Genomic DNA, 21,850 nt, shown 5'->3' with positions numbered 1-21,850 from the left:
ACCGTTGGCTTCGATGACGTTGTTGGCCACCAGGTTGTCGTAGGTGGCGACGTAGACGCCGGCGCCGCTGTTGCCGTAGACCCGGTTACCTTGGGCAGTGCTGCTGTAGTACAGCGTGATGCCGGTGCCGTTGGCCCAAGTCCGGTTGTCTTGCAGCAGGCTGCCGCTGTAGGCATACAGGCCGGTAGTGTTACCCCAGGCCCGGTTGTCCATGGCTTGCGCGCCGTAGTAGACGGTGATGCCGTAGTTGGCGCCCCAGACTTCGTTGCCGCGCACTTCGGTCGTGTAGTAGCCGGCGATGTTGGTGCCGTTGCCGTTGTCGAAGGCGCGGTTGCCCTGGACCACGATGCGGTTGCCCCAGCCGTTGTTGACGCTGGCGTTGATGCCGCCGCTGCTGTTGGCGTAGACGCTGTTGTTCAATACCCGGCCGCGGGCGCCGCTGATGTCGACGCCCCAGCCGCTGTTGCGGGCGATTTCGTTGCCTTCGATCAAGGCATCGCTGCCGTTGATATAGACGCCGCGGTTGTTGCTGTATTCGACCACGCTGCCGCTCAGCACGAAGAAGTCGTTGCTGGTGTCGACGCTGATCGCGTAGTTGTTGTTCCAGATCCGGCTGTCGATCACGCTGAGGTGGTCGCTGTCCTGGCCGTTGGCCGCTTGGATGCCGCCGTAACCGCCCGTGATCGATAACTGCTCCAGACTCACATCGTCCGCACCTTGCAGCTCAAATACATAGGCACCGGTGTTTTTGTTGCCACGGTCCAAACGCGTCTCGTGGTTCTCCGCTCCTCGAATCGTTACCCCGCTGTCTTGGGCGGTGACGAAAATATTGGTACCCAGCGTGTACAGGCCGGCATCGACCAACACCACATCGCCCGGTTTCAAATCGTAGGTATCCAGAATCGCCCGGATCGACGCCTTCGGTTGATCCGGTGACAAGCCGTCATTGGCATCGTTACCGATTGCGCTGGTGTATTCGTCACCGGCCAGCGAGTTGTCGTTGACGTAGTAGTAAGTGATCGGCGCAATCACCGAGAACAAACTGTCGCTGCTATCGGCAATGGCCGGTACATCGACAGACGTGATCCGAATTTGGTAATCGTTACCGGCACTGAACATTCCGGCGGTGACCGCCCAATTGAAGCTGCCGTCGTTGGCTTCGCCGCTGGCCAGGGTGGTGAAAGCGGTGGCACTGCCGCCGCGGTATTCGATGTTGACGTTACCGCCGAAGCCGAAGGAGCGCCAGCGGATCTCGACCGTGCTGTCCTGGCCGACGCGTTCGCCGCCGTTCGGCGACAATACCGTGACGTATTGCGCCGGGCTGCGGCCGGCTTGGGCGGTATTGCCGTAGGCGCCGATGTTGATGTAACCGCCGTTCGGCGCCGGTTCGTTGGCGTAAGCATCGCCGGCGCGGCCGCGGTCTATGGCCGGCGACTGTACCGCCGCCGTGAACGCCGAGGCGCCGACCATGACCGGCAGATTGGTCGTGGTGCTGCGCACCGGCGCCAAACCGCTGCCGCCGGCAAACCCGCCGTAGGCACTGCTTTCGTGGAAATCGTCGTCGCGACCGTCCTGAACCGGATCGACGTAACCCAACTGGTTGTCGGCACCGTTGGCGTCGGCGAAATCAGGATCGGCCACCAGGCTATTGGCGTCGGTGAACGAGGCGGAACGCCAAGCGGTCAGGTTGGCCCGGTCTATGCCCTGCCATTGGCCGAATACGCCGGAACTGCGCGGCAGGAACAGGTTGTAATCGGCCTGGAAACCGACCTGGCTGTTGGAAGCCACGCTGATCGTGTAACCGGTGTCCGCACCGATGATGTTGTTGAACAAACCGGTATTGCTGGCGTCACTGACCCGCACGGCATCGCCCAAAGGTTGCACCACAGTGTTGTTGATGAAGGTAAAGCGGTCGCCGCTGAGCAAGGCCCCGGCCTGGGTATTGGCGTAAATCAGGTTGTTGCGTCCGCTGCGCGGCGTGTTGTAGTTCTGGCTGACGCGCAGCCCGACCGCGTTCGAATAAATCACGTTGCCGACCACATCGGAATTTTCGGTCCGGACGCCGTCGGCGTTGTTGGCATAGACTCGGTTGGTTTCTACGCTACCGAACCAGGCGTAAATACCCTGGGTATTGCCGTAGACCACGTTCGAGCGGCTGGTGACGTTGCTATAGCCATAAATGCCCCAGGCGCTGCTGGTCAGATGGCCGTAGACGGTATTGCCGGCCACCAAGGCGCCGTAGTAGGCATAGATACCGCCGTCGCGGTTGCTGTAGACCAGGTTGCCGTTACCGGCCGCCAGATCGTCGTCGCCGATCCGGGCGATGCCGGCGCTGCTGTTGCTGACGTAGATACCGGCCCGGTTATTGTAGGACTGGTTGCGTATGATCGCCGCCGCACCGGGTTGGCTGAACTCGAAGCCCCAATCGCTGTTGTTGTAGGCCACGTTGTCTCTGGCCAGTTCGATGCCGCCGCTGACGTTAAAACCGTCGCCGGTATTGGCGTAAGCCACCGAATTGGTCAGCGAGCGGATGTTGCCGCTGACCACGACGCCGCCAGCCTGATTATTGAAGCTGGTCAGATGGTCCAGATCGCCGAACTGCGAGGCGGTCGCGATCGAGATACCCTGCTGGGCGTGGCCGCTGGCGGTCAGGTAACTGGCGCTGAAGCTGTCGGACCCGTCGTGGACGTACAGGCCGCGCTGGGCATTCTGCAAGGTCAGATGGTTGACGCTGACGAAGTCGGCATCGTTCAGGTCGATCAACGCCCGGCTGCGGTCGCCCGGAATCGCCGGGAACAATTTGGCGATCAGGCTGGTATCGGCCGGACCGGTGATGGTAAAGCCCTCATCGCGGCCCATGCCCGGGCCCGCCACCAGACTGACGTCGGCGGTGCCGGACACGGCGATCGGATCGATCATCGGATAATCGCCGGTGTCGATATACAGCGTGTCGCCGGCTTTCAGATCGTAAGCGCGGAACACGTTGACCGGGTTCGGCTTAGGTGTGGCGGCGGTCTTGCCGGTGTTGCGGTTGTCGCCGACTGCGCCCGGCGTATAGGCGTCGCCGACGTTGCTTTGGTCGTCGACGTAATAATTTTGGCCGTCTTCCGGTACGCTGAAGGTTTCCTGGCTACGGTCGATCACCGCCGGCGCATTGACCAGCGAGACCTGAATCCGCAGGCCTTTGGTGCCGAAATCGATACCACTGTTGGCCGGAATCCAGATGAAATTGCCGTCGTCCGGAGTCGAAGCGATGATGTTGGTCAGCAAACGCGGACCGTCCGCGGTATCTTGCAACAAGTCGATCCGCACCGACGAGTTGGCCAGATTGTTCAGGGTTTCCCAACGGATCGCCACCGGCTCGTTTTTCTCCCAATCGGTGTACATATCCGGGAAGCGCAATTCGATGCGCGGCGCCGTCGTGGTCGCCGCTTCGTGGGTGCCGGCGCCGTATGCGCCGAGATTGGCGACATAGCTGTCCGCCACCCGGTAAACGAAGCCGGTATCGAACCAGACGTCGGCGCTACTGCCGCTGTTGCGATCGGCGGCGAAACGTAACACCGCGAACCGGGCACCGACCGGCGCCGTGACGCGGGCGCCGACCAATTCCCAGCGATCGGCGGTGTTTTGCGCCTCGACATCCTGCCGGCGCAGTTCGTTGCCGGCGGCGTCGAGGAAGATCAAGGACACGCTGCCGGCGTCGCGCGGCGCCTCGGCCGCGGCTCGGACCCGGCCGCCGAAGGCCAGATCCAGCAATCCGGAATCGATCTGTTGCACCGTGAAGCCTGCATTGAGCAAATTGATGCTTTGTTCGGCAAAACCTTGCTCGATATTGCCGGCATTAAAGTACTGGTTGCCTTCGTAGGCTGCCGGCGAGCCGGTTTTGACAGCACCGCCGTTGTTGACGGTCCAGCCGGTCAACCCGGCTTCGAAGCCGCTGTTGTTGATCAGGTTCAGGTAGTGCGGCGGCACGGCCTGGTCGATCAGCACGTTGGAGGCGTCGACGTCGGGGCTGGTGAAGCGCAAGCCGGCCACCACGTCGTATAAGCGGTAATCGTCGGCCGCCCGGTCGACGAAACGCGGTTCGGCCCATTTCGGATTGACCACGGTGGCGCCGATCGAATGCAGGTCGTAGCGGGCCACGTCGGCCTGCCAATCCAGCACGTCGCTGAAATCCTTGGTCCAATACACCAGCTTGCCGGTGCCGGTTTTATACAGATTGTTGTAATCGCTGTAGAAACCGGCTTGCGAATCGTTGGCGACGTAAATGTCGTAACCGGACTCGGCCCACAGGATATTGCCCTGAATCTCTATGTTGGCGCTGGCACCCTGGATGCGGATATTGTCGCCGCTGGGCGCATAGAAGGTGTTGTGGTAAATGCGGATGTCGTTGGCGCCGGTGATCCGCAATGCCGCGGTGGCATTACGGTAGATCAGGTTGTGCCAGACTTTCAAACCGCTCATCGTTGCGGTGACGTCGATACCGACGCCGTTGCCGCTGATCCGGCTGTACTGCACGGTACCGTTGAAATTGGCGATGCCGGTGGTTGCGCCTTCGATCAGGTTAGCCAAATCCAGCGAGGTGCCGCCGATAATGCCGGAACCGGTCACGCCGACGTTGCCGCCGCGCACGTGCTGTTGCTGGAACTGGGCGGCCACGGCCTGAATGCCGGTGGCGTTGCCAAGCAAGTCGTTGACGCCGGAACCGGCGACAAAGCCCAAGCCCTCGGCGGTTCCGGCCACCGTGGTCCTGATGCCGACCGTGTTGTTGCTGATGGTATTGCCGGCCAATGCTGCGGCGGCATCGTAGCGCACGCCGACGCCGGCATTGGCGATACGGTTGCCGTCGATCAGGCCGCTGAACGTCGCAGCGATATTCAGGCCGGTCGCGCTGGCGCTGATGCTGTTGTCGCGGATGCGGCCGCTGGCGGCGGCGTTCAACGCGATGCCGGTGGTACCTTGGAAGCTATTGCGGCTGACCGCCAGGTTAGAAACTGTGGCGCCGGCCTGGATATCCAAGCCGACGCTGGCATTGACCCGGTTGGAATCGATCAACGCATTGTTGACCGCGCCTTGCAATGTCAGGTTACCGCCGATTTGGTTGGCGGTGATTTGGGCATTGGCGCCGCCTTGCAGCGTCACCGCGCCGGCTTTGGATTCGGTCAAGGTAAAGCCGTTGGCGCCTTGTACCGTCACCGCGCCGGAAATGTCCAAACCTTGCAGCAAGACGTTATTGGCTCCCGCCGCGACCGTCACCGCACCGACGATGCGCGAACCGGGCGCGCCGACGATCGCGACGCCGGCATCGGCAGCAGCAATCGCCACGTCGCCGGTCACGACGCCGTTGACGACGATGAAATCGCCGGCGCCCAAAGCGTTGCCGTCCAGAATCGCCTGGATACCGCTGACGCTGTTGGCATAGAAGGTGCGGTTTACCGTCGCGCTCATGCCGCGGGCATGAATTTCCGGTTGGCCGCTGCTGGCATCCAGCCAGGCCACGCTGGTGCGGCCGAGCGCATCGGTCGCGGCCGCCAGTTGCGTCGCGATACCGCCGCTGCGGCTGATACCGCCGGGGCTGGCTTCGCCCGGCAACTCGGCGACGAAATGGCTGCCGTTATAGCGCATCGCATACAAATCGGTCGGCTGATTATCCAGCGGTTGCCGCACCCACAACAAGCGCAAGGCGTCGCCGCCGGCGCTGAGCGACGGCGAGGTCGGCAATTCCGGCGCAGCAATGGTGTCGACTATTGCCAGAGTGCGGGCCGGGGTGGTAGCAAACGCCGCCACCGCAACGGCTGCGCCTTGATCGGAATGGGTCTGCCAGGCAGCGAACAATTGGCCATTGAAATAGCTCAGGCTCGGCATCGCGTTGTGGCTGATGCTGCCGGCCAGGTCCGGATCGGCGATGCCGCTGACGCCGCTGCCGCTGGCCGAACCGGACAACGCATTCCAGGCACCGCCGCTCAGTTCGCGCAGATAAATTTGGCGCACGCCGGACACCATCTCGCTCCAGGCCACAGCCACGCGGGTACCGTCGCTGGCCAGGGCCAGATCGCGCACATCGGCACTCAGCGTGCCGCCGGCGATGCCGTTGCCGCTGGCGGAACCCGCCGCGCTCTCCTGCCAGACGCCACCGACAAAAGTGCGCGCATACAGGCGCTGAGCGCCGGGGCTGCCGTCCAGCCAGGCCACCACGGGGCCGTTCGCCGTAGAGACCAGTTTGGCCGCGCCGGCGCTGCCGGTCGCGGAAATACCGGCCTCTGCCAGCGAGTTGCCCAAGGCTTCCCAGGCGCCGCTGGCCGAATTCCAACGGGCGACGCGAATATCGCGCTGGCCGTTGTGCTCGGCGGTCCAGGCCACGACGGGCGCGCCGCTGCCATCGATGGCAATGCTGGGTCGCGCCGCCTCGGCGACGGTTTTGGAAACGCCGGCGCCGAGGGCGTCGCCGCTGGCGCTGCCGCCCAGTTGGACCCAGGCGCCGCCGACCAATTGCGCGACCAGGATTTGCGGATTGCCGCTGCGGGTGTCGGTCCAGGCGATGAACTGCGCACCGGACGCCGCTACCGCAATCGCCGGATCGGTAGACAATCCGCCGCTGCCGGACAGACCGTCTTCGCCGGCCGCGCCGGCCAGGTCGGCCCAGCGGCCGCGTTGTACGGCGTAATCCGGCAGGCTGGCCGCCGCCCGGATATTGCTGTAATCGACTGTTTTCAAGACCGGCGCCGCCGTTGTCGCGGGGGCCGCGAAGCCGGCGTTGTCGCCGGCGTTGCCGAAATCGATCAGGTTGCCGGCGCCGCCGGAGGTTTCGCTTTGGTTGAATCCGGCCGACCCTTCGATCAGGTCGTCGTTGCCCTCCCCGTACAACAGGTCGTTGCCGCCCTGGCCGAACAAACGATCGCGGCCGGAGCCGGCCTCGTTGCCGCCGGTGCCGAAATCGCCGTACAGCCAGTCGACCGCATTGTCGTCGCCGGCACCGCTCAGGCTATGGCCGTACAAGGTGTCGTGGTCGGCACCGCCCAGCAACACGTCGCTGCCGGCACCGCCAAAGATCAAGTCGTCGCCGTCGCCGCCGTCGACCATGTCTTCGCCGCTGCCGGCGTCGATAGTGTCGTTGCCGGCATAGCCCCAGATCCGGTCGTCGCCGGCGTTACCGTTCAAGTTGTCGGCGCCGTCATCGGAACCGTACAACAAATCGTTGCCGTCGCCGCCGTTCAGCGTATTCAAGCCGTAGCCGGCCAACAGCCGGTCGTTGCCGGCATTGCCGGTTAAGACATCGTTACCGTAGCCGCCGTCGATGTAATCGTCGCCGCCGCCGCCGACGACTTGGTCGTCGCCCCATTCGCCGTAGAGTTGGTCCAGCGCGTTATCGTCGCCGTCGCTGACCGTGGCGAAGCCGTAAATCAGGTCGTTGCCGAGATGGCCGTAGATCAGGTCGGCACCCGCGCCGCCCTGTACCCGGTCGCCGCCGGCGCCGGCATCGATCCAATCTGCGCCGTCGCCGCCCAGAATGTCGTCGGCGCCGCCTAGAGCATAAATGCGGTCGGCACCGGCGCCACCGTCGATGTAGTCGCCGAAGCGCACCGCGTCGGCGAAATTAGGGTCGCTGTCGGAGCCGTCAGGAGAACCGTAAATCAAATCGTCGCCGCTGCCGCCGAGCAATACGTCGCCGATACCGCCGCCGGCCACGATCAAATCGTCGCCGTTGCCGCCGCTGATGTAATCGGCTCCGTCGCCGCCATATAAATCGTCGGCCAGCACGCCGCCGTAGATTTGGTCGGCGCCGGCGTAACCGTAAGCCACGACTGCGATCGCGACGCCGTCGGCATCGAGCAGATCGTCGTCTTCGTCGCCGCGCAAGCGCAATGCGCTGCCGGCCAAAGTGGCGTTGCGCAGGCTGACGTTGCCGCCCACGCCGCGGTCGGCGTTGCGGTGATCGACGTTGAACAACAGATTGGTCAGCGCCAACACGCCGCCGTTCAGTAACAGCGAATCGCCGGATTGCAGCGTAACCGAGCCCGCCAGCGCCGACACCAGCTTGCCGGCGGCGACGATGATGTCTTCGCCGGTCGCAGCACCGTCCTTGGTGGTCAGGCGCAGATCGCCCGCCGTCGCGACCGCTTGGTTGACTACCAAACTGCCGCTCATTTCCTGAATGTAGACATCGGATGTGGCGTGGGCGGTCAGTTCGCCGGCGGCCGAATAGGCGGTATCCAGTTCCAGATCGTTCAGGAACGAACCGATCGCACCGGCTTGCGCGGTCAGCGTGATGTTGTTGCCGAGCACGTCGGCGCCGGCATCGCCCTGGGCGTCGACGATGCCCGCGGCAGCGGTCAATACCACGTCGTGTTGGGTCGAAGTGATCGTACCGGCGCGCAGATTGCCCTCGGTTTCGGTCAAAATCACGTTACCGTTGGTAAAGACGTCGATCCGGCCCAGGCCGGTCAGATTGGTATTGGCGGTAATGTCGATGCGGGTGGCGCCGTAATTGGCGACGACGTTGATGTTGCCGCCGGCTTTCATCAGGCCTACGCGCAGATGGGTATCGACTTGGGTATTGCCGGTGCCGAAGATATTGACCGGCGCGACGAAATCCGGGCCGCTGCCGTCGGGTTTGTAGTGGTCGACGTAGGCGGTGGTCGTCGTGGCGAACGGCGCGGTATCCGGATCGGAATTACCGTAAACCTGGTCGTAAGTCGGCTGGTACTCGGAAACGTCGACCAAATAACCCGCAGGCGCGTTGGCGACGACCAGTTGTTCCAAGGTCGGCAGTACCAACAGATCGATATCGGACCCGGCTTGCAGCGTACCCAGGTTCAATTCGAACAAGCCGCCGGCCGGATCGCGGTCCAGGCCGCGCAGGCGCAGGCTTTGGTAGCCGCCGCTTTGAGTGTTCAAATCGGTGGCGCGGCCCGCGCTTTGCACCAGTTCCAGATCCAATCGGCCGAACGAGGTCGAACCCAGCACGACCGGCGGATTTTGGCCGATGTTGCCGGCGGCCTGGAGCTCGGTTTTATTGCTGCGAATTTTGCCGGTATTGCTGCCCAACACGTCGCCGCGGGTATTGACCACGCGCGTGACGCCGATCGGGTTGTCGATCAGACCGTTCAATACGATAGCCGGCGCCCCGGCCAGGCCCAGGTTGGCGATGTCGATCACGGTCGGTGCGAATTCGTGGGCGATGTCGAAGCGGTACTGGTTGTCGTCGGCGTTGATCGCGACTTTGGCGCGGCCGCTGCGGTCGACCGGGTCGATCGCGTTGACCCACAAATCCTTGGACGACAGATTGGTCAGTTGTACCGTTTCCCAGGTATGGCGCACGCGCACGGTGCCTTGGTTACCGTCGATGGTGCCGAAGATCGGGTTACCGTTGACATTCATCGGCGCCACGTCGAACACGGCTTTGCCGGCGTTACCGTTGTTGCTCAAATTATTGACGACGATGCGGCTGCCCTCGTCTACCGCATTGACGCCCTCGGCCACGGCGATATTGCCGTTGGCGTCGACCAGCAGTTCCGGCGTCGGCGCCGACAACAGGATCACGTCGCCGTTAAAGGTGATGTGGCGGTTGAAGCTGTATTCCGGATGTACATCGCCGCGGTCGTCGAATACGTTCAACGAGAAACCCGGCGCCGCTTGGTAGACCTGGTTGCGCGGGCTGTAAATGCTGGCCTCGACCTTGAGGTCCTTGCTGCCGAAAGCCGAGCCGGCGTCGGTGATGATACGCGACAGGTTGCGCTGGATACCCCAGGCGTCGGCATCCGGCGCACCGAAGGCGCTACCGCCTTCGGCATAGGCGCGGGTATACATGCCGACGTTGTGGTGGCGGGCCACGGCGTCGAAATTATTGACGCCGATGGCCTGGGCGCCGGCCTTGGCCGTGATCAACGCGATCGAATTGATCAGAGTGCGCGATTCGGCATCCGGGTCGGAGTAAAATATCGATCCCGCCGATGATTCGGTACGGGTGGCGATATCGACGTCGGCCACCAGCGCGTACAAAGTCAAATCTTTATCGGCACGGATATTGGAATTGGGGTCCAGATTGACCGTGGTGTTGATCGGCGCCGAACTGAAATCGTTGGCCGCGCCGCCGATGGACCAGAACGATTCGGCCGAACCGCCGGAACCCAGTCCGGCATAGGCATAGGAGTCGGCCTTGATCGCGCCTTTCGCGCCCATCCGCGAGCTGATGTCGATATTGCCTTTGGCGTGCAGATTGGCGCCGCTGCCGATATTGGCCAGCGTCACCGGCAAGGCTTCGACCACCGCCTTGGCGCCGGTCACCGAGATACCGGCCGCGCCGCCGCCGGCGAACGAGGTACCGAACGCGGTATGCTGGTTCTCGGCCCAGACCGCGATGTTGCCGCCAGCTTCGATCGCCGATCCGGCGCCGACGTTGGCCAGCGTGTTTTGCTGCAGATTCATCCGCACCCCGGAGAAACCGAGGCTGCCGAGGAAGGCGCCGGTGGTGGCGCCGGCATAACTCTCGGTGTTGCCGTAGGCCAAGCCTTTGATATTGACGTCGCCGCTGGCGGTGATGCGCGCACCGTCGCCGGTACCGGCATCGACATCCGGTTTCACGTCCACGCCGGCGTGGGCGCCGACGCCGGAAATCAACAGCGCGAACGACGGACCTATGCCGTTGGCGTAGGAAATACCGTTGATACCGTATTGATCCGGCGTCGCGATCAAGCCGCCGGCGCCGGCCAGGCGTTGGTTGCCGCTCAAACCGCCGCTCAAATCGATCGCCAGATAGTGCTGGCCTTGCACACCGCCGCCGGACAGGTCGATACCCTCGACACCGATATACTGCACGCCGGCGACGCCAGTGGTATTGACATCGATGGCCGCGCCGCCGGCCGAAGCGGCCAATTGGAATTGGTTGGCGTCTATGGTTTTGACGTAGTAGGTACGGCCGTCCTCCAGGCCGGTAATGGCTTTCTCGCCGAACCGGGTCAATTTGTGCAAGGATTGGTCGGCGCCGCTACTGCGGGTCAAATTGATAAATACGTCGGTGCCGTCGTTTTTGATCGCCGCTGCCGACAACTTCACCGTCTCGGCATCGACCCGGTATACGTAATAGCTGCCGCCGTTGCCGAGCCCGCCGATTGCCACCGGAGCGCGGCCGTCGACGCCGGACACCGTGTAAGTCACGCGGTCGCCGGTCTGGAAGTCGTTACCGTTCGGCGCCGGCCCGATGGCGATTTTCTCGGCCGCGTCGTCGACTGCGTAACCGTTGAAGCTGGCCGTGCGCGGCGCGCGGTAGGTTACCGCCTGGTTGTTGCTGAAACCGTGGTTGGCCAGCGCGAAGACGTTGCTGGCCGCATCCACCGCCGAAACCTGGAACGATTTCAGGCCCTGAGTGACCTGGGCTAACGATGTGCCCAATTTGACCGTCAGCGAGTCGATCACCCGTACGTAATAGCTGCTGCCGTTGTTCAGACCGCCGATCGCAGTGGCGCCGCCGCCGAACAAATGGCCGTATTCCAGCCGGTCGCCGGTTTGCAGGCCGTGCTGGGTGCTGAAACGGATCGTATCGAAGGCGTCGTTGACGTTTTCCGCGACGAACGGATTACCGAGTTTGACGACGGTATCGTTCAACACGATCACGCCGTAACTGCGGTCGGCGACCAAGCCGCCGATGGCCGGATTGCCGTTGGTGGTGTAGGTGATGCGGTCGCCGGTTTTCAGGCCGTGCGGTGCCGAGGTGGTCAGCAAATCCGCGTTGGTGTCGACGCTAGCCAGCGTGCCGTCGGACATCGCCACCGGCGAACCGTGGGTGGCTTGAATGTCGACCGCTCCGGCCTTGACCAGGGTCGGATTGGCAGCGCTGGAATCGATCATCGCCGCCACATCCGGCGTGACGGTTGCGTTACCTTTGATCATGCCGAAATCGCCGCCGAACGACAAACCGGTACGGCGCGCGGTGGCGTCGCCGTCGGTCACTGCCGCGGCGCGCAGCGTCAAATTGCCGGTAATATCGAGATTGGCGCCCTCGCCGACCCGGGCGCCGACCGACGGATCGACCGTGGCGCTGGCGATACTGAAACCGATGTTGCCCAATCCGGAAATGTCGGTCGAATCGTTATCGGCGTCGGCATGGTCGATGCCGTTGGCCTGCAGCGCCAGGCTGCCGGCCTTGATCCGGGCGCCGCCGCCGACCGTAGCCTTGTCGTCGCCGGACGCAGTTGCGGTGGCGTTCAACAAACCCATACCGACCAAACTGACGCTAATGGAACGGCCTTTGGCTTTGGCCTGGTTGACGCCGTCGGCGCGGACGCTGACCGAACCGGCGATATTGAACACCGCACCGGCGCCGATTGCGGCGCTGACGTCGGCGGTGGCCAAAGCATTGGCCAACGAAGCCTGGGCGGTAGCGATACCCACGGCCGGCGCTTCGGCGGTGGCATAGGCGCCGCGCACGCCGCCGCCCGCTACTTGGTGTATGGCTTGCATCGAAGCCGGATCGACGTTGTGGCCGGCACCGACCGCCAGGCTGTCGGCCGTGATCTCGCCGCTGGCGCGGGCGGCAACGCTGGCGTCCAGATTGGCCCGAGCTAGGCTCAGGCCGCCGGCCAATCCGCCGACGCTGAGGCCGAACACTTCGACTTTGGCGTTGTGGTCGGTGCCGGCCAGCACTTTAATGCCGGCGTTGCTGTTGATCTTGCTGCCGTCGCCTATCGTTGCGCGCACGTCGGGCGTGACGTCGGCAAAGGCGAAGTTGAAGGTCAGGCCGACCACGCCACCGGACATGGCAAAGGTATTCTGGGTGACGTGTATCCGCGAGGCGGCCTGGACGTTGATTGCGCCGACGCTGCCGCTACCCTGGCCGATGCGCGTATTGGCGCCGATGCCGGCATAGGTGTCGGTGGCGTTGTCGTTACCGACCGCGACCTTGCTGAACGAAGCGCCGACCGCGACCGCGCCGACCGTGGCGCCGTCGGTATCGATATCGAAACTTTGGTTGGTCGAAGCCAGGATGTTGATCGCGGCAGCGTTGTCGACCGTGGCGCCGTCGGCGATGAAGGCGTGGTTGGTGCTCTTGTCGGTGATCACCGAGACCGACGCGCCCAGACCGACGAAACCGCCGCCGAACGCGAACGAAGTCTGGCCCACGTCTTCGACCAACTCGCCGTTGACCCGAATCTGGCCGCCGGCGCGGAGCGTACCGCCGGCCGAAGCACGGGCGTTGTTGGCGATATTCAACACGCCGATCGCCGCGCCGATACCGACGAAACCGCCGCCGCCGCCGCCGACCAGGAAACTGGCGTCGGTAACGTCTTTGGCTTCGACGACGATATTGCCGTCGGCAGTCACCGCGGCACCGTTCTCGATGTAGGCCTGGGTGCCGGACGGTACGGCGTTGCTGGCGATTAGATTGCGCAGCGAAGTCCCGCTGGGTCCGCGGCTGGACAAGGTAGTCTGCGCCGATTTGCCGATGCCGGCCATGCGTTCGTTGGCGCTGGTGCGGCCGTCGTTGACGTTGCCTTGCGAGAAACCGCCGACGGTATTGCCGACATCGCCGGTCCGGGCGCCGCCCTGGTCCGCGGCCTGGTTTTGCGGATTGCTGCCATTGGCGCTGAAGGCGCTGCCGGTCTGGCCCTGGCTGTTTTGGTAGTTGGCCGAGAGCGGGGTGCCCAACGACCAGACCGAGACTGCAGCCGCACCGCCGACGAAGCCGCCGGCCGCCGAAATGGTAAAACCGTCGTTTTCGTCCAGATGGTGGGCGCCGACCACGACGTGGTTGCGGGCATTGACCTGGGCGCCGCCGCGGATAAAGGCCGCCGTATCGTTCTTGATGCTGCCGACGTCGACCGCACCGGCGATCCCTACCAGACCGCCGGCCAAACCGCCGGCAAACGAGAAGGTATCGACCCGGTTGCCGGCTCTGACCGTAACGCCTTGTGCCGAGGACGTGGTTAACGGGTTGTTGTGGCCGTTGACCAGCGCATTATTGTCGATCCAGGCTCGGGTATCGCTGTCGATCAGCGTCACGGCGACGCCGCCGGCCACGCCGACCACGCCGCCGCCGGCGGCGATCGCGATATGGGTGACGTTTTCGTTGGATAAGGCTTGCACCACCACGCCGCGGGCGGTGCCGGTATTGAAGCTTGCGGTACCGTTGGCGCTGCCGTCCAGGATACCGGACACGCCGCTGCCGAAGGCGTTGGCCTGGACGTCAGCGCCGTTGCCGATCCAGGCATTGGTGGATTTAGTCATCGACATCACGCCGACCGACGCGCCGACCCCGGCCAAACCGAAGCCGCCGGCTCCGGACACGGCCAGAATCTTGGTATCGTCGCGGGAAGTGACCGCAACATCGCCGCCGGCAACGACCGTCGCACCGTTGCCTATATAGGCGTTGGTGGTATCGTTGATCACCGGCACCGTTACCGCACCGCCGATGCCGGCGATGCCGCCGCCAACCGCGACGCCGATCAGCAGATAATTCTCGGCCGCGCGGGCATCCACCAGCACGTCGTCAGCGGCTTTGACCGTGGCGCCGGCGCCGATGAAGGCTTCGGTGGTCAAGTTGTTGACCGAGACGCCGACCGCCGGCGCAATGCCGGCGTACGGCGCAATCGCCAAAGCCCCGGCCACTTGCAGATGGTAGAAATCGTTGCCGGCGCCGACTTTGACTTGTTGGCCGGCAACGGCGCCGCTTTGGTCGGCATTGACCGCGGCACCGTTGCCGATATAGGCCCGCGCCGTCGAATCGAATACGTTGACCGCGGCGCCGACCGCCACCGACACGCCGCCGGAAATGCCGCCGACCATGACGAAGTTACTGACGCTGTCGCGGTTGGTGGCCGTCACCGATACGCCGCTGAAACCGCTCTGTTTTTCCAGACCGGCTACCCGCAAACCGCTGTACATCGGATCGCCGGCGCGGTCGTCGACACCGTCGCCGTTGCTGTCCAGCATGCCGTCCGGATTGTCGTCCTGATTGGCGTCGACCATGTTGCCCAAATCGGGCGGCGCAAAGCGGGCATCGTTGCGGGTCGGTTTACGGCCGCCCTGCACGTCGACGTTGCCGGGCTTGTCGCCCAATCCGGTTTCGTAGCCGATGGCGAAGCCGCCGGTATCGACGGTCAGTGCGCTTTGGCCGTCGCCGGTGACATTGGCACCGGCGCCGATGAAGGCTTCGACCCGTTTGCTGACCACCGGCACGCCGACCGCAGCGCCGATACCGGCCGAACCGCCGGCGCTCAACGCGCCGGCGACATTGATATTGTCCAGAATATCGTTGGCGGCAACCTGGATGCTGCCGCGCGCGTGCAGATTGCCGGCGCCGAAGCTGGCGACCGCGTCGTCCGGATCGTCGCCGATGAAGGCCCGGGTCGTGACGTTGGCGACCAAGACACCGACCGAACCGCCGATGCCGGCGCCGCTGCCGACGCCCATCGACGCCGCCACCGAGACCAGATTCTCGGCACTGTCGGACAAAACCTGAATATCGCCGCGCACGTCGCCGCTGGCCGCCGAGCCGATCAAGGCTTCGGTGTTCTTCGCCAGTTTATTGACGACGACGCCGGCGGTAACGCCGGCCGAACCGCCGTAACCGGCCGCGCCGCCGACCGCAACGATGTCGGTATTGGCGTCGGCTTCCACCCGCACATCCGGCGTAGCCAGCGATAAACCGGGCGGCGTCACGTCGAACACGACGCCGTTGCCGATGCGGGCAAAGGTGTTTTCGGTCAGCACGTTGACGGCGACCGAACCGGCGATGCCGGCGCTACTGCCGCCGGAACCGGCGGCCGCTATCGTCACCAAGTCTTCGTACGAATTGGCTACCACTTCGGCGCCACCGCCGGCGCGCAACGTTGCCCGATCGCCGATTCTGGCTTCGACCGTATCGTTGTGCACGACCGTGGTGTTGGAGATACCGACCCCGGCGCTACCGGTGCCTATCGCCAAGGTGCCGGCGACCGGCACGAAATCCAGCGTACCCTCGGCGCGGACGGCAACTTTGCCGCCGGCGTCCAGCGTGGTGCCGGGTTGCAGAATGCTGGCGCCGTTCTCGGTCTCGGCTCGGGTCGTGGTGTTGACCACATAGACCGACACCGACGGCGAAGCGGCGACGTTACTGCTGACCGCGACCGAAGCGGCGACGGAAATGATGTCTTCGCCGTCGTTGGCATGCACGGTGATGTCGTTGCGCGCCTTGAGCTGGGAACCCCGACCTACCGTGGCGCGGGTGGTTTTGGTCAATACGCCGACATCGACGCCGGCGCCGACCGCGGCGCTGCTGGAATCGAATGAGGCCGCCAGACCGCCGGCAACCGAAACGATGCGGGTCAAATCCTGAGCTTCGACGGTAATGTCCTGGCCGGCCTGCGGTGCGGCGACGTTTTGATTGATCAGCACGTTACGGCCGACGCTGGCGGTGGTGTTGTCGGTAAACACGTTGACCACAATCGAGCCGGCGACACCCGGCCCGCTGTCGCTGCCGCCGACGCCGGCGGCTACCGAAGTGGCGTCGATCGAGTCCGGTAACAGCGGAATATCCTCGCCCAGCGGAATCGCCAACGGATTGATCGCGCCGCGGGCGCGGATCGTGGTGTCGCCGGCGGCGTCTATGTGCGCGCCGTCGCCGACGCTGGCCGTCGTGGTCGGATTGACAATAGACACGGCGACGCTGATGCCGACGCCGGCTTTCTTGCCGTAGCCGGCGCTGCCGGCCAAGCCTTGCAGGCCGATTTCGTTGTAGGCCAGCACATTGGCGTTATTGCTGGCGGTGAGCGTGGCGCCGGCACCGACCGCCGCCTCGGTGACGTAACTGACCCGGTTCACGGCCACAGAGCCGGCCACACCGTAGTCTTTACCGCCGCCGGCGGCCAGGGCCCAGGTCTTGAATTCCGCGCGCTGGCCGTCGGCGTGGCGCGCTTCGACGGTAACGTTGCTGCCGGACAGTACGGCATTGCTGCCGGTGCGGGCACGGCTTTCCACGTCGGCGACGTTGACGCCGACCGCGGCGCCGACGTTGGTCTGGGTTTGCAGGTCCACCGCGGTGCCGGTCGCCAATACCGTGCCGTCGACGTCGGCAAACGCCGAAACCCTTACCGCACCGCCGCTGGAAACCAGCGATACGCCGCTGCCGACTTCGGCCAGGTTGTCGACCACCGCATAGGACACCCCAATTGCCGCGGCCACGCCGACATCGGCCGATTTGTTGCTGGATTCGCTGTCGCTTTTCTGGTTGCCTTCGCTGACCCCGTCCTGGGCTTTCGGCACCGACTTGTCGCCGCCGTTGTTCGGGTTGTTATTGACCTGGTGGTTGGCTTCGTCGTCGGCTTTGCGGCCTTCGGATTTGTTGCCCTGGGCGCTGGCGGTGACGGTATTGACGTTGCCGGCCGCGATCTGGCTTTCCACGCTGATCGCGCCGCCGGCAGCAACCGAACGCAACGCCTGGGCCCGGATGTCGTCGGACAGGATGTTGATACCCACCGAGGCGCCGACGCCGACGCTGCCGCCGGCACCGTCGCCGCCGGCTTCGGTTTGGGCCGCCGAGGCGTGCGCGCTGCGAATCGTTACACTGCCGTTGGCGTTGAGTGTGTCGGTAGTCAGATTGCCGGCCCCCAGATAAGCTATCTTATCGTGGTCGACGATAGCCAAGGCCACGCCGGCGCCGACACCGACGCCATCGCCGCTGCCGGAAGCGCCGGCACCTGCGCCGTTTTTACCGACCGTTTTGACGTTATGGGCGCCGACGGCTTCGATCAGCACGTTGCCGGCGGTGCCGTTCAAACCGGCGCCGTCGGCGATGCTGGCTTCGGTTTTGGTGTTGACCACGTTCAACGCCACCGAGGCGCCGACACCGACGCTGCCGCCCTGGGCGCCATTATTTTCGGGTAGCGCTTGGCCGTCAGTGCGTGTGGTGTTTTCTGCGCGCACCCGCAACTCGCCACCGTTCAGCGTAGCCGAGGCGAAACCGGGCATGTGGGCGACGGTATTGATATTCGCCACGTTCAATGCGAACGAACCGGCGACGCCGACTTTATCGGAACCGGCGCCGGAAGTAGCCTTGGCGGTTAATGTGTGTTCCGGCGTTGCTTCGTTGCCGCCGGTTTTAGCCTCCAGCGTCAGACCGCCGGCTGTGATATTGCCGCCGGAGCCGATGCGGGCTTCGTTGTTGACGGTGCCGACGTTAATTGCCACCGCCGCGCCGACGCCGACACTGCCGCTGTCGGAAACCGCCGAACCGTCGGCTATGGCGCCGGCATCCAGATTGGCCGTGGCGGTGATCGCGACCGAGCCCGTGGCATTGATGATGCGATTGACGCCAGTGCTGGCTTGCACGGTGCTGCCGGCGATATTCAGCGCTACCGCGCCGGCCACTGAAATGGAATCGGAGCTGGATTGACCGGTGGAATCGGTGTTGGCGGTTTCGGCTTTCGGATTGGCGGCGGCGCTGCTACTGTTGCGCGCACCTTTGCCGGCGGCGACGCTATCGCCGACGCCGCGCTGGGCGCCGGTTTGTTGGTCGACTTTGCCGTCCTGGGTGCCGTCGTCTTCCTTACCACCCTTGACGCTGGCCTTGGCGGTGGAGGTCGAGGCCTGTTTGCTCTTGGCGCTGACGGTCACCGCGCCGCCCAGCGTGGCCGAGCGATCCAGCAAGGCGCGGGTGGTATCGACCGCCGAGGCGAAAGACAAGGCCATGCCGACGCCAACGTTGCTGCCTTTGGCGGCGCCTTCCGCCGTGGTCGTGGCGTTACCGGTATGGTCGGCGTTGATAATCAGACTTTGCGCGGCCAGGTTTTGGCTGGCGCTGCGCACTTCGGCAAGCGTGTCGCTGGTCGCCACGGTAATCGCGGCGGCCGGGGAAATAGCGTTACCGCCGGCAGCACCGCCCTTGACTTCGGTCGTGACGGTATTGTTGGATTTGGCATCGAAAACCAGGTTACCGGCCCCGGCCAGCCGCGATGAGGTGTCGGCGATGGAGCGGGAAATCGTATCGGAGACGTTGATCGCGACCGAGGCGCCGACACCGACGCTATTGTCGCCGGCGTCGGTTTTGGAATAGGCCTTGGCGATGTCGGTGGTCGTGGTTTGCGATTTCAATGACAGCGAGGTGTTGCCGCTCAAGGTCAAATTAGCCGTTGCGCCCAGTACGGCCTCCGCTTTGGTGACGCCGACATTGATCGCCAGCGCGCCGGCTACGCCGACGCCGGAAGCGCCGGCGCCGGCCGTGGCTTGGGCACCGAAACCGCTGCTGACCAGGGTGGCTTGGGCGTTTACTCCGCCCGGCGCATTCAGCGTCGTCGCGCCGGAGAACCGTACCCGGCTGGTAACGTTGGCGGTATTGATCGCCGCGGCAGCTCCGATGCCGGTACCGTTATCCGACGTGTTGGAGCCGTCGGCCAATGTGGTGATGCCGCCGTTCGGTGCGGCCAGCGTCGAGCCGGCATTGAAAGCCATCGCCGAACCGGCGCTCAACGTCCCGCTGGTGGAAATCTCGATCGAACTGTCGCCGGTGACGTTGGTCACCGCTACCGCGGCCGCCAGACCCAACGAGCCGTCGCTGGTTTTGGCGTCTTGCTGTTGCAAGGTTTGTTGGCCGGTGGTTTGCGTCGAACCGCTGGTAGCGCCGCCCTGGGTCGATTTGGCCTGGGTGTCTATCGTGCGCAATGCGTTGGCGGTCAAATTGAGGCTGCTGCCGCTCAACGAGGCGCTGTCGGCGATGTCGGCTTTGGTGTCGCCGCCGATCACGGCTACCGCGACGGTACCGCCCAGTGCGGTACCGGAGGAACCGCCGGCGCCGCCGTCGGCATGGGTAAGCGCATTGACGCTGTTATTGGCGGCGATATTCAACGCGCCGGTCGCGGTCAACACCGAGCTGCCGCCGATTCTGATGCTGGCGCTGCTGTTGACGTGGCTAATAGCGACGGCGGCGTCTTTGTCCGACTGGTTGCTGCTGCTGTCCGGTGCCGCGGCCAATTTGCTGGTAACGCTGCTGGATGCGTCCAAGTTCAGCGTGCCGGTGGCGGTCAGGGTATTGGCGCCGGAAAAGGCGATACCGGCGCTGGCGTTGGCATCGACCGCGCCGATCTTGACCTGGCCGCCGAACAGTTCGGTATCTTCGCTGTCGAGCGTGACGGTGGACTGCGCGTCGATGCCGATATTGCGGCCGGAGAGCGTGGCGCCGAACAGATTGACGCCGGTATTGGCGTTGGCCTGGATATCGGTGCCGAGTATGCCGCCGGTGCTGCTGGCGACTGCTGCCAGGCGCAGGTCGCGCGCGTTCAAATTGGCTCCGGCCAATACGTCGATTTTTTCCGCAGATTGCAAATCGATGTCGCCGACCGAGCGCAGTACGCCGCCGACCTGAATATCGTCGGTACTGCTAACGAACAAACCGCCGCTTTGGTAGGTATGCGGCCCGGATGACTGAATCAGCAGTTGGTCGTCGCTCAGCGCCGGAATATCGGTACCGCCGTCGAAGTCGATCTTGATCGCAAACGGGCTGAAAGCCGGATTGCCGTCGCTGTCGGTGTAGTTCAGGTTGACGGTGAGTTTGTCGTTGAAGGCCGAGCCGGTAAAAGCGACGCGAATATTTTCGTCCAGTAACTCCTGGCCGACCACCGAACCGCCGTTCAAAAGTTGCAAGGTCAGATTCGGCCCGCCGGTATCGACGATTTGCAGAACCGCATCGGTGGGGCCGGTCGGTAACGCGGTGTAACTGAGTGTGGTGTTGAAAGCGGGTTGCGGTAGCGGCGAGGTCGACAGCAACAGGCGCTGTTCCAAGGTTTCGACGACGGGGCGTTTGCGAGGCAGCGTGTCCGCTGGCGCAGGCCGGAAATAATTCAACAAGCGCGCCAGAGGCGACGCCGCCAATTGATCGGGTTGCTGCGGATTGTTGACGGGAGGTTGCTGATCAACCTGGTTGCTAGGTTTTTTTTTCGTTTTTTTGGCCATCGCTCCACCTCAACCTTCAATTCCCGCTTTTAATAGATTTCAATCCCGATACTTTCTGATGCCAACGATGCTCAGCAATTCCGTTTCCGCGGAGTGTCACAGTACAACGTTAAAAACTCGGATAAAGTTCACATTCCCTTCTAATAGTTTGCCAAGGCTATCTCAATTTTTTGCCATTTACAATTGTCCGGAATAACGCGATCGCCGGCAGCGGCACGGCTGGAATTACAGCCGGATTCAGGCTTGAACAGTCAAGTGAAGCATTACAACAAAGGCTTGTGGATTGATGCACAGCAACACCTGTGCGAGATCGGCGGACCGGGAGCAAGCGCGCAGCCTCGGCCCGCGACTTTCCGATTCCGAAGCTATTACCGAACGGGTTGCCGCTATCCCGCTTATTAACTTGGTTCGGCGCTTTATCGGCGGGTTGTGCCGCATTCGATTTCCCAATCGGCTACGGCGGCTAGGCAAACAGCAGCGAATCAGGACCGCGGCGCGCCGGCTGAACATGAAGAATATCCGATAACTTATTGTTATTTAGAACCTACTGATTGTACGCAGGAATCTCAGGCGAACTTTGTAGGCGTAGTGCGGCGCCAGGTTTGTTATCTGTATCGAATAAACGTCATCAATTTCCCAGCGCTCCGGTGTTGCAGCTGACTGAAGACGCGGTGCCGACACCCGCGCAAGGCAAGCTTGACGGGAAATCGTCGGCCGCCATTAAATGTATCTAATAAACAATATATTGAAATATATTACTAATAAATTACTTTAACTGTAACGCATGAAAGGTCCGCCGCCGAGGCCCTGGCAAGATTTGACGCCAGCTCGGCACTGTTGGCAGCGATTTGGCGACGCTGCCCGCCTTGGCCTGGCACATTTCGCCGACGATGGTCTGGCCGGAGATTGCGATTGGCAACGCATGCCGGCATCA

The 21,850-nt window shown here is 63.6% G+C and carries 1 protein-coding gene; it reads right to left on the bottom strand.

The window, feature by feature from the left end:
* The coding region (locus tag NP603_RS03255) for a right-handed parallel beta-helix repeat-containing protein (RefSeq protein WP_256609493.1) at positions 1-20,916 on the bottom strand (20,916 nt) is incomplete at its 3' end.
* Positions 20,917-21,850 lie beyond the last annotated feature (934 nt).

Origin of the sequence: Methylomonas aurea (genome assembly GCF_024505045.1) — a bacterium.
Lineage (GTDB): Bacteria > Pseudomonadota > Gammaproteobacteria > Methylococcales > Methylomonadaceae > Methylomonas > Methylomonas aurea.
Note: the sequence above shows the minus strand (reverse complement) of the source record. Positions and strands in the feature narration are given on the sequence as shown.